At 55.0% G+C, this 10,851-nt stretch carries 14 protein-coding genes; 6 read left to right on the forward strand and 8 right to left on the reverse strand.

Going from position 1 to position 10,851, the window contains the following annotated elements; all coding sequences use genetic code 11:
* The first annotated feature begins 54 nt into the window (after nt 1-54).
* The gene (locus ACMWKK_RS19930) at nt 55-444 is read left to right on the forward strand and encodes a VOC family protein (protein ID WP_161656345.1); all 390 of its coding nucleotides are present in this window, start codon (nt 55-57) and stop codon (nt 442-444) included.
* Between the two features lie 58 nt (nt 445-502).
* On the forward strand, nt 503-1,792 hold the full coding sequence (gene tilS, locus ACMWKK_RS19935; RefSeq protein ID WP_112781063.1) for a tRNA lysidine(34) synthetase TilS: 1,290 nt from the start codon (nt 503-505) through the stop codon (nt 1,790-1,792).
* A gap of 28 nt (nt 1,793-1,820) precedes the next feature.
* On the opposite strand, the gene rof is transcribed toward tilS, so the two are convergent.
* Together rof and ACMWKK_RS19945 are read right to left on the reverse strand one after the other, a co-directional pair.
* The gene (gene rof, locus ACMWKK_RS19940; RefSeq protein WP_008501890.1) at nt 1,821-2,081 is read right to left on the reverse strand and encodes a Rho-binding antiterminator; all 261 of its coding nucleotides are present in this window, start codon (nt 2,079-2,081) and stop codon (nt 1,821-1,823) included.
* Complete coding sequence (locus tag ACMWKK_RS19945; RefSeq protein WP_008501889.1) at nt 2,068-2,268, reverse strand: YaeP family protein; 201 nt, start codon at nt 2,266-2,268, stop codon at nt 2,068-2,070. Before ACMWKK_RS19945 ends, rof begins: the two co-directional genes overlap by 14 nt.
* A gap of 196 nt (nt 2,269-2,464) precedes the next feature.
* Between ACMWKK_RS19945 and ACMWKK_RS19950 the strand changes: the two genes are divergently transcribed.
* From ACMWKK_RS19950 to nlpE, 3 genes are read left to right on the forward strand one after another with little or no spacing between them, the layout of a single operon-like run.
* A complete protein-coding gene (locus tag ACMWKK_RS19950; protein WP_032644143.1) occupies nt 2,465-3,010 on the forward strand; it encodes a YaeQ family protein in 546 nt (181 codons plus the stop codon).
* Nucleotides 3,007-3,429: an alternative ribosome rescue aminoacyl-tRNA hydrolase ArfB gene (gene arfB / locus ACMWKK_RS19955; protein ID WP_112781064.1), complete on the forward strand. Its 423-nt coding sequence runs from the start codon at nt 3,007-3,009 to the stop codon at nt 3,427-3,429. Before ACMWKK_RS19950 ends, arfB begins: the two co-directional genes overlap by 4 nt.
* A 34-nt stretch (nt 3,430-3,463) precedes the next feature.
* On the forward strand, nt 3,464-4,162 hold the full coding sequence (gene nlpE / locus ACMWKK_RS19960; protein WP_112781065.1) for an envelope stress response activation lipoprotein NlpE: 699 nt from the start codon (nt 3,464-3,466) through the stop codon (nt 4,160-4,162).
* A 47-nt stretch (nt 4,163-4,209) separates the two neighbouring features.
* Here nlpE and proS read toward each other — a convergent pair whose 3' ends face one another.
* From proS to metN, 6 genes are all read right to left on the reverse strand, one after another.
* Nucleotides 4,210-5,928, reverse strand: coding sequence for a proline--tRNA ligase (proS, locus tag ACMWKK_RS19965; RefSeq protein ID WP_111963984.1), 1,719 nt, complete (start codon nt 5,926-5,928; stop codon nt 4,210-4,212).
* A 113-nt stretch (nt 5,929-6,041) separates the two neighbouring features.
* Nucleotides 6,042-6,749, reverse strand: coding sequence for a tRNA (N6-threonylcarbamoyladenosine(37)-N6)-methyltransferase TrmO (gene tsaA / locus ACMWKK_RS19970; RefSeq protein WP_045327834.1), 708 nt, complete (start codon nt 6,747-6,749; stop codon nt 6,042-6,044).
* Nucleotides 6,746-7,150, reverse strand: coding sequence for an Rcs stress response system protein RcsF (gene rcsF, locus ACMWKK_RS19975; RefSeq protein ID WP_112781066.1), 405 nt, complete (start codon nt 7,148-7,150; stop codon nt 6,746-6,748). The genes tsaA and rcsF overlap by 4 nt, the downstream gene beginning before the upstream one ends.
* A gap of 106 nt (nt 7,151-7,256) precedes the next feature.
* Nucleotides 7,257-8,072, reverse strand: coding sequence for a methionine ABC transporter substrate-binding lipoprotein MetQ (gene metQ, locus ACMWKK_RS19980; RefSeq protein ID WP_014168729.1), 816 nt, complete (start codon nt 8,070-8,072; stop codon nt 7,257-7,259).
* Between the two features lie 40 nt (nt 8,073-8,112).
* Entirely contained in the window at nt 8,113-8,766 is a 654-nt protein-coding gene (locus ACMWKK_RS19985; protein WP_014168730.1) for a methionine ABC transporter permease MetI, read from the reverse strand.
* The gene (gene metN, locus ACMWKK_RS19990; RefSeq protein ID WP_032644150.1) at nt 8,759-9,790 is read right to left on the reverse strand and encodes a methionine ABC transporter ATP-binding protein MetN; all 1,032 of its coding nucleotides are present in this window, start codon (nt 9,788-9,790) and stop codon (nt 8,759-8,761) included. Before metN ends, ACMWKK_RS19985 begins: the two co-directional genes overlap by 8 nt.
* A gap of 188 nt (nt 9,791-9,978) precedes the next feature.
* Between metN and gmhB the strand changes: the two genes are divergently transcribed.
* Nucleotides 9,979-10,545 (forward strand): D-glycero-beta-D-manno-heptose 1,7-bisphosphate 7-phosphatase, encoded by a 567-nt coding sequence (gene gmhB / locus ACMWKK_RS19995; protein ID WP_045327837.1) that lies wholly within the window; start codon nt 9,979-9,981, stop codon nt 10,543-10,545.
* The last annotated feature ends 306 nt before the right edge of the window (nt 10,546-10,851 follow it).

Consider the following 10,851-nt stretch of genomic DNA (forward strand, 5'->3'; position numbering starts at 1 on the left):
TGCCAGGTGCGGCTTTTCGGTTGTAACGTTCAGGCATCATAAAAAGGAGAAGCTATGCTGGGTTTAAAAGCTGTTCATCATATTGCGATCATTGCCACCGATTACGCGAAAAGTAAGGCCTTCTACTGCGACATTCTGGGCTTTACGCTGTTGAGCGAGGCCTACCGCGAGGAGCGTGACTCCTGGAAGGGCGATCTGGCCCTGAACGGGCAATATGTGATTGAACTGTTCTCTTTCCCTTTTCCGCCTGCGCGTCCGTCCCGTCCGGAAGCCTGTGGCCTGCGCCATCTGGCCTTTAGCGTTGACGATCTTAATAGCGCGGTCAAGCATCTGGAATCTCACGGCGTGATGTGCGAAGCGATACGCGTCGATCCGTTCACCAATAACCGTTTTACCTTTTTCAGCGACCCGGATGGCCTGCCGCTGGAGCTTTACCAGCAGTAATTGTCGTCATGTGTGATAATGCCCGCTTAGTCCGGGCATTTTTTATGTGTAATTTCCTATGACCTTACCCGCTATCGCACACGCCGTTTCACCGTACCGCCAGCTGCTGGTGGGGTTTAGCGGTGGGCTGGATTCCACCGTTTTGCTCCATCGCCTTAAGCGCTGGCGCGACCGGGAGCCTGACGTCCAGCTGCGGGCGATACATATTCATCACGGATTAAGCCCTCACGCAGAGGCGTGGGTGGCGCACTGCGAAGCCTTGTGCGCGGCCTGGGATATCCCGCTCCTCGTTGAACGCGTCACCGTTGCGGAAGAAGGGCTGGGCATTGAGGCGCAGGCGCGCAAAGCCCGCTATGCCGCTTTTAGCAACGCATTACGTCCCGGCGAGGCGCTGGTGACGGCCCAGCATCTGGATGACCAGTGTGAAACCTTTCTGCTTGCGCTTAAGCGGGGCAGCGGGCCTGCGGGGCTGTCTGCCATGCCGGCGCGTTCTGAATTTGCCGGCACAACGTTGCTGCGTCCGCTGCTTGGCGAGACGCGTGCCTCACTGGAAGCCTGGGCGCGGGAACATCAGCTGAGCTGGATCGAAGATGAGAGCAACCAGGATGACGGCTATGACCGTAACTTTCTGCGTCTGCGCGTCCTCCCGCTATTGAGCGAGCGCTGGCCGCATTTCGCCGACGCCACGGCACGAAGCGCCATGCTGTGCGCCGAACAGGAATCACTGCTGGACGAGCTGTTGAGCGACGAGCTGGCTGGACTGATCTCGGCTGACGGGGCGCTGGCGATTGCACCGCTGACAGCGATGAGCCCGGTGCGTCGCGCCGCATTGATACGGCGCTGGCTGGCTTCTCATCATGCCGTGATGCCGTCACGGGCGATGCTGAGCCGACTCTGGGACGAGGTTGTCATGGCGCGGGAGGATGCTTCCCCGTGCGTCCACCTGAACGGTTTTGAGGTGAGGCGCTATAAGGGGGAACTCTGGTGGATAAAATCCATGCCCTCGCTGACCGATGCGGTGCTCGACTGGCTTTCTCCTGACGTACCGCTGGTCTTACCCTGCGAGGCAGGGCACGTCTCTCTTATACCGTCTGGTCATGTGCGGCAGCCGAAGCCCGGTGAACCGGTCACCGTACGCTTTAAGGCGGGCGGTATGCTGCATATCGTCGGGCGTAAGGGGGGGCGGAAGCTGAAGAAAATCTGGCAGGAGTACAGCGTGCCGCCGTGGCTGCGCGACACAACGCCGCTGCTGTTCTACGGTGAAACGTTGATTGCTGCTGCGGGCGTCTTCATCACGGAAGAGGGATGGTCGGAAGAGGGAGTCCGCTTTGAGTGGCAAAAAGCGTAACGGGCAGCCAGGCTGCCCGTTAGTGTCATCAGGATTCGCTCACCACGACGGTGCCGATTTGCGGGTGGCTGAAGCTGGCTATTTTGTCCAGACGCAGCTCGCGCGTCGCACCGGCGTCTTCCACTATCAGGTATTCCACATTCTTTCGTGAAACCAGGTCGCTGGCTTTCGCCTTCAACACTTCGCCATCTTTTAGCTCCAGCGTCAGTAATAAATGATGCTGGCAGGCGAGTTCGAGGTTGTCATAGTCATCACAATTGATGGGTTGATAAGTATCATTCATCGACATAATCGCTCACCAGTAAATTCGCCGCAGCATACGCTGCTTTTTCCCTGACCGACTCTGAAAGGCTCTCATCAGAGGCCACTTCATTAAGCACTTTCAATACACAGCCCAACGCGTCCGGGACATACCCCAGATCTCCGCTGGCGATTTCCGCATACCGTTTGCGAATTAACTCACAATAATTATTCACATCCCCTCCCGCCAGCGCACTGACTTACTGTGAGATATCATTAAGCCTACGAAGATAAACTCGGTTTAGCAAGGTGACTATACCATACTCATTTAAGCAATATCAGCGCCTTGATAGCGGTGTATTTATCACCCTGTAACAGCCTTTTGCCGCGGTTTTCGCTACAATGTGCCCCTGATTCGAATGGAGTTCTCTCATGGCGCTGAAAGCGACTATTTATAAAGCAGTGGTCAATGTGGCCGATCTGGATCGCAACCGGTTCCTCGACGCGTCGCTTACGCTGGCACGCCACCCCTCCGAAACCCAGGAGCGCATGATGCTGCGCCTGCTGGCGTGGATTAAGTATGCCGACGAGCGTCTGCAGTTTACCCGTGGGTTAAGCGCCGAAGACGAGCCTGAAGCCTGGCTGCGCAACGATCATCTGGGTATCGATTTGTGGATCGAACTTGGACTGCCGGACGAGCGCAGAATTAAGAAGGCCTGTACCCAGTCCGCTGAAGTGGCGTTATTCGCGTATAATCAGCGCGCTGCGGAGATCTGGTGGCAGCAAAACAAGAGCAAGTGCGGACAGTATAAAAATCTCACGGTCTGGTACCTGGACGATGAGCAGCTGGCGCAGCTGAGCGAGTTTGCCAGCCGGACCATGGTGTTGCAGGCGACGATTCAGGACGGTGCCATCTGGCTCTCTGATTCTCAGAATAATCTGGAAATTCATTTAACGGCGTGGCAACCGGCGTCATGATTGTCTTGTCCCGAAACGTCAGCATTCCTGACAACGAGCTGGAGATCTCCGCCATCCGTGCGCAGGGGGCCGGTGGGCAGCACGTTAACAAGGCGTCGACGGCTATCCATTTGCGTTTTGACATTCGGGCATCAAGCCTGCCAGAGTATTATAAAGAAAGCCTGCTTGCTGCCAGCCATCACCTTATTACCAGCGATGGCGTGATTGTGATCAAAGCCCAGGAGTACCGTAGCCAGGAGCTTAATCGGGAAGCGGCGATAGCCAGGCTGGTGGCGGTTATCAAAGAATTAACGGCAGTACAAAAAAGCCGCCGGGCAACGCGGCCAACCCGCGCATCGAAAGAGCGTCGGTTGTCTTCTAAGGCCCAAAAATCCACAGTGAAAGCACTACGCGGTAAAGTTCGTCGCCCGACTGAGTGACGAAAGGGAACACACTTTTCATAAGGAATTCATTGTGAAAAAAGCATTATTATCAGCGCTGGCAGTGAGTACGCTGTTTGCGCTTTTCGGGTGTAACAACCGTTCCGAAACGCAGGTTTTGCAACCCACGCAAACGGAAGAACTCAAACCGATGCAGCAAAGCTGGCGCGGCGTATTGCCTTGTGCAGACTGCGAAGGTATTGAAACCTCTCTGTTCCTGCAAAAAGATGGCACCTGGGTGATGAATCAGCGCTATCAGGGCGCTAAAGAGCCGTCTTCTTTTGCGACGTATGGCACTTGGGCGCGTACCGCCGAGAAGCTGGTATTAACGGATACCACGGGCGATAAAACGTATTTCCGCGCTAAGGGCGAGGGGATGGAGATGCTCGATCGCGAAGGCAATCCGATTGAATCCCAGTTCAACTACACGCTGGCGCCGGTAAAAGCGGCTCTGCCCGCGACGCCGATGGCAATGCGGGGGATGTACTTCTATATGGCGGATGCGGCGATCTTTACCGACTGCGCCACCGGCAGGAAGGTCAGCGTGGCAAACAATGCGCAGCTTGAACGTGATTACGCGGTGGCACGCGGTAATGACAGCAAGCCGGTACTGCTGACGGTTGACGGTCACTTTACGCTGGAGCCAAACCCGGACAGCGGGGAGATGGTGAAAACGCTGGTGGCAGATAAAGACGCGAAGTTTGTTGCGGGCAAAGACTGTAACAGCAAATAAGCTGACGTTGAGCCATTAAAAAACCCCGCCTGAGCGGGGTTTTTTGTTTAGCCTTTGATGGCTTTCACCAGGTAATCAAGAATGTCGCCGGTCTTGATCATCTGTTTTTCGCCGCTGCGACGGTATTTGTATTCAATCTCATCGCTGTCGAGGTTGCGGTCGCCGATGACGACGGTGTGCGGAATACCGATCAGTTCCATATCGGCAAACATCACGCCTGGACGCTCTTTACGGTCATCCATCAGCACTTCGATACCCTGAGCGCGCAGCTCGGCATACAGCTTCTCGGCCAGCTCCTGCACGCGGTAGGACTTGTGCATGTTCATTGGCAGAATAGCGACCTGGAACGGCGCGATGTTGTCCGGCCAGACGATACCGCGCTCGTCGTAGTTCTGCTCAATGGCGGCAGCCACCACGCGCGTCACCCCGATACCGTAGCAGCCCATGGTCAGGATCTGGTTACGACCATCTTCACCCTGAACGGCGGCGTTCAGCGCGCGCGAGTATTTATCGCCCAGCTGGAAGATGTGGCCCACTTCGATACCGCGCTTAATCATCAGGGTACCCTGACCGTCCGGGCTTGGATCGCCTGCGACTACGTTACGGATGTCAGCCACTTCCGGCGTCGCCACGTCGCGATCCCAGTTGATGCCGAAGTAGTGTTTACCGTCGATGTTCGCACCGGCGGAGAAGTCGCTCATCGCGGCTACCGTACGGTCAATAACAACCGGCACCGGCAGATTGACTGGGCCCAGTGAACCTGGACCCGCATTGACCACGGCGCGGATTTCCGCTTCCGTGGCGAACGTCAGCGGGCTGGCGACCTGCGGCAGCTTCTCGGCTTTTACTTCGTTCAGCTCGTGATCGCCACGCACCAGCAGGGCAACCAGCGGGTAAGCGCTCCCTTCGGTGGATTTCACCAGCAGGGTCTTAACGGTTTTTTCGATCGGCAGGTTGAACTGCTCAACCAGCTCGGCGATGGTTTTCGCGTTTGGCGTATCAACCAGCGTCATCTCCTGCGTTGCCGCAGCACGTGGTTCTTTTGGTGCCAGCGCTTCTGCAAATTCGATGTTTGCCGCGTAATCGGAAGAGTCAGAGAAGATCACATCGTCTTCACCGCTCTGCGCCAGAACCTGGAACTCATGAGATGCGCTACCGCCGATGGAGCCGGTATCAGCCTGCACGGCGCGGAAATCCAGACCCATGCGGGAGAAGATTTTGCTGTAGGCCGCGTACATGGCGTCGTAAGTCTCTTGCAGGGATTCCTGAGAGGTATGGAAAGAGTAGGCGTCTTTCATCAGGAATTCGCGAGAGCGCATGACGCCGAAACGTGGGCGAACTTCGTCACGGAACTTGGTCTGGATCTGGAAGAAGTTCAGCGGCAGCTGTTTGTAAGAGCTCAGCTCATTACGAATCAGGTCGGTAATGACTTCTTCATGCGTTGGGCCGAGAACGAACGGACGCTCGCCGCGATCGACGAAACGCAGCAGTTCTGGGCCATATTGCTCCCAACGGCCGCTCTCCTGCCACAGGTCAGCGGGCTGAACCACAGGCATAGACACCTCGATAGCACCGGCGTTGTTCATCTCTTCACGCACGATGTTTTCGACTTTTTTCAGGACGCGAACGCCGGTCGGCAGCCAGGTATATAACCCTGAGGCCAGCTTGCGGATCATCCCGGCGCGCAGCATCAGCTGATGGCTGATCACTTCGGCGTCGGCAGGCGTCTCCTTCAGAGTGGAGAGCAGATATTGGCTAGTACGCATGTTGTTACGGTTCCATTTCGACGATTGGAACAGGCTGAAACGCCAGCCTGACACAAAAAAAAGTGGTTTAGTTTACCAGTGTGGCAAAGATGCCAAAAGAGAGGAGAACAAAATTACCTGGGTTCAAGGGCAAACACTTCAAAACCTGCCCCGGTAACGCGCCAGCGAACGTTAAAATCCAGCAGCCAGACGGCGTATGTTTTTCCTGCTTCCTCTTCTTTACGGTAGGCCGGACGTGGGTCCTGTGCCAGAACCTCGGTGATGAAATCCCGTAAGCGAGGATAGCGTTTCTCCAGCTGGCCAAGCTGCGCGGTTATCTCAGACGTAAAATAAACAGGCATGTCCGCCTGCGGTGCGTCCTGAGCATAGCTGGCACGCGCGTGCGGAAGCGCTTCGGCGAAGGGCAAATAGGGTTTGATGTCGATAACCGGCGTGCCGTCGACCAGGTCCAGACTGCCTAACTCCAGTATCACCTGCTCTTTCTGGCAGCGTATGCCTTTCAGTTCAACCAGCGACATGCCAACCGGGTTTGGACGGAAGGTTGAGCGCGTCGCAAACACGCCCATTCTCGCATTGCCGCCCAGACGAGGAGGACGCACGGTAGGACGCCAGCCACCTTCCATCGTCTGATGAAACACGAACACCACCCATAGATGGCTGAACGCCTCAAGCCCGCGTACCGCATCGGCCTGATTGTAAGGCGCAACCAGGTGAAGCTCGCCGCCTCCGCTGGTGACCAGGCCGGGCTGGCGGGGTACGGCGAACTTCTCTTTATAAGGAGAGCGGATAACGCCTATCTGCTCGAACTGAAATGCACTCATTTCGCCGTAATGTTTAGCGCAGAACCGATGCAAACCGCCTGACGGTAGCAGCCCGGCGTGCCGCTGGTGACTTCACAGCTGTGCAGCAGAACCGCGTTGGCTTTCATTTTGGCCGCGTTAATCTGCATGCGTTTACGCGCTGTCGGGATATTAGGTGGCGAGTCCTGATTGGTCGCCTGACAGGATTCGCCGCTTACTTCGCCCAGCTCACGGAACGGTTTACCGACGAGTTCGTCCGCTTTCGTAATAATGCGAACCGGCGCAGGGCGAACCACTTTCGGTTTCGCAGGCTCGGTCTTTGGCGGGGTTGCCGTGCTTTGAACAGGTTCAACGGGAGATCTGCTTAGCATAGAACAGCCGCTCAGCATGAGTGCTAAAAGACAGATCGATAAAGCACGCATAATATTTCCTCAATGGATAATCAAAACGTCAGATATTGAATCAGTTGACTGCACAAATGACAAGACGGGCATAAGCCCGTCCTGATGATATTACACTGAGGTGAGATTACCAGCCTTTAACAGCGCCGCCGTTAAACACTTTGTTGGCTTCCTGGTAAACTTCATCCGACTGGTAGGCCTGAACGAATTTCTTCACGTTTTCCGCGTCTTTGTTGTCTTCGCGAGTCACGATCAGGTTAACGTACGGGGAGTCTTTATCTTCAACGAAGATACCGTCTTTGGCTGGCGTCAGGCCAATCTGGCTGGCATAAGTGGTGTTGATGACGGCCAGGGCAATCTGCGCATCGTCCAGGGAACGTGGCAGCTGCGGCGCTTCCAGCTCAACAATTTTCAGATTTTTCGGGTTCTCGGTGACGTCCAGAACGGTTGGCAGCAGGCCAACACCGTCTTTCAGTTTGATCAGGCCCACTTTCTGCAGCAGCAGCAGGGAACGACCGAGGTTGGTTGGGTCGTTAGGCACCGCAACCTGAGAGCCCGGCTGCAGTTCGTCCAGCGATTTAATTTTCTTAGAGTAACCGGCAATTGGATAAACGAAGGTGTTACCCACGCCCACCAGCTTATAGCCACGATCTTTGATCTGCTGGTCCAGGTATGGCTTATGCTGGAAGGCGTTCGCGTCGATATCGCCTTTGCTCAGCGCTTCGTTCGGCAGAACGTAATCGTTGAAGGTCACCAGCTCCACGTCCAGGCCATACTTCTCTTTTGCCACTTTCTGGGCAACTTCCGCAACCTGCTGTTCTGCACCCACGATAACGCCCACTTTAATGTGGTTTGGATCCTTTTCGTCCTGACCGCAACCCACCAGTGCCAGAGAGCCGATCAGCGCGCCTACTGCTGCGAAGGTCTTTAATTTAAACGCCATGTTTTATCCTTAACTCGTAGAGTTTGTGTTGTGTGTAACGTTATTTGTGCGTAACGGTCCGGACGATGCGATCGCCAGAGAACTGGATTAAGTAAACCAGAACAACCAGCAATACCAGAACGGTATTCATCACGGTAGCGTTATATCCAATATAGCCGTACTGATAACCAATCTGGCCTAAACCGCCAGCGCCAACGGCACCGCCCATTGCGGAATAACCGACCAGGGTAATGAGCGTAATGGTTGCCGCATTCACCAGGCCTGGCAGTGCTTCCGGCAGAAGAACCTTACGGACGATCTGCATCGGCGTTGCGCCCATCGCGCGGGAAGCTTCGATCAGGCCGGTTGGGATCTCCAGCAGGGCGTTTTCCACCATGCGTGCGATAAACGGTGCAGCACCCACGGTCAGCGGAACGATGGCCGCCTGCAGACCGATAGACGTTCCGACGATCACGCGGGTAAACGGAATCATCCACACCAGCAGAATAATGAACGGGATAGAACGGAAGATGTTCACCAGCGCAGAGAGCGTACGGTACAGCTTCGCGTTCTCAATGATTTGACCCGGACGCGTCACGTACAGCAGCACGCCGACCGGCAGGCCAATCACAAAACCAAAGAAGCCAGAGACAAAGGTCATTGCCAGCGTTTCCCAAACGCCGCGAACCAGCAGCCACATCATCGGCTCAGACATAACCCAGTACCTCTACTTTTACGTGGTGTTCTTGCAGCCAGGCAATAGCTGCCTGGGTTTCCTCTTGTGTGCCGTGCATTTCCGTCAGCATGATGCCGAACTTCACGCCACCGGCGTAATCCATCTGCGCGCTGATAATATTGTTGTTCACGTTAAAGCGACGCGCGGTTTCGGAAAGCAGGGGGGCATCAACGGACTGACCGGTGAACTCCATGCGCAGCATCGGGACGCTGTCTGCCGCAGGTTCGCTTTTCAAACGCGCCAGATAATCTTCCGGAATATCCAGATGCAGCGTGGACTGGATGAACTGTTGCGCCAGCGGCGTCTTCGGATGCGAGAACACTTCACTTACCGTGTCCTGCTCGATCAGCTCACCGTTGCTGATGACCGCCACGCAGTCGCAGATGCGTTTCACCACGTCCATCTCGTGCGTAATAAGGAGGATCGTCAGGCCCAGACGACGGTTAATGTCCTTCAGCAGTTCCAGAATAGAACGCGTGGTGGCCGGGTCCAGCGCGCTGGTGGCCTCATCACAGAGCAGTACCTTAGGATTACTTGCCAGCGCGCGGGCAATGGCCACACGCTGTTTTTGCCCGCCGGACAGGTTGGCCGGATAGCTGTCATGTTTGTCGCCCAGACCCACGAGGTCGAGCAGCTCGGTCACGCGACGCTTCACTTCCTCTTTCGGCGTGTTGTCCAGCTCCAGCGGCAGGGCAACGTTGCCGAACACGGTGCGGGAGGCCAGCAGGTTAAAGTGCTGGAAGATCATGCCAATTTGACGACGCGCTTTGGTCAGTTCTTTCTCTGAAAGGGCGGTAAGTTCCTGGCCGCCAACTTCTACGCTGCCCTGGGTTGGGCGCTCAAGCAGGTTAACACAACGGATCAGCGTGCTTTTGCCTGCACCCGATGCGCCAATGACGCCATAAATTTGACCAGCAGGAACATGCAGGCTGACGTTGTTCAGCGCCTGAATCGTTCGGTTCCCCTGCTGGAACACTTTGGTGATATTGGAAAGTTTAATCATTAGATTATTTTTATCGTATGTAAGTTAGCCGTGGCATTTTCTTCTGCCAGATACGGGTGATGACCGTAAACAAAACGGATGTTAAGGCATCCAGACGTCTAAATCAATCCAACTCTGTACGATGAGCACTTTATTGCGCTGCGATTCATGAGATACTAGTCGAACATGCCTTTTTCAGGAGCAAACCGGTGGCAAAATCAGTACCCGCAATTTTTCTCGATCGTGACGGCACTATTAATGTGGATCACGGTTATGTCCATGAGATTGATGAGTTCGAGTTTATCGAGGGCGTAATAGATGCCATGCGCCAGCTGAAAGAGATGGGGTATGCGCTGGTGGTGGTGACGAACCAGTCCGGTATTGCACGCGGAAAGTTCACCGAAGCGCAGTTCGAGACGCTGACGGAATGGATGGACTGGTCGCTGGCCGACCGCGGCGTAGATCTCGACGGCATCTACTATTGCCCGCATCACCCGCAGGGAAGCGTAGAAGAGTATCGTCAGACCTGTGACTGCCGTAAGCCGCACCCGGGAATGTTCATCTCTGCGCAGGAGTTCCTGCACATTGATATGGCGGCTTCTTATATGGTGGGCGACAAGCTGGAAGATATGCAGGCAGCCGCCGCTGCGGGTGTAGGAACCAAAATATTAGTTCGCACCGGTAAGCCAGTGACGCCAGAAGCAGAAAATGCAGCGGATTGGGTGATTAATAGTCTGGCCGATCTGCCAAAAGAGATTAAAAAGCACCAAAAATAACCTTTTTGGCGAAAAGGTGAGCGGTTGAAATAAAAATGCATTTTTCCGCTTGTCATTCCTCGGCGGCCCCCTATAATGCGCCTCCATCGACACGGCGCATGTGAATCACTTCACACAAACAGCCGGTTCGGTTGAAGAGAAAAAATCCTGAAATAACGGGTTGACTCTGAAAGAGGAAAGCGTAATATACGCCACCTCGCAACGGTGAGCGAAAGCCGCGTTGCACTGCTCTTTAACAATTTATCAGACAATCTGTGTGGGCACTCAAAGTGACATGGATTCTTAACGTCGCAAGACGAAAAATGA

The organism is Enterobacter sp. 01-M-03-SI-ECC (genome assembly GCF_047530215.1).
GTDB lineage: Bacteria > Pseudomonadota > Gammaproteobacteria > Enterobacterales > Enterobacteriaceae > Enterobacter > Enterobacter chengduensis.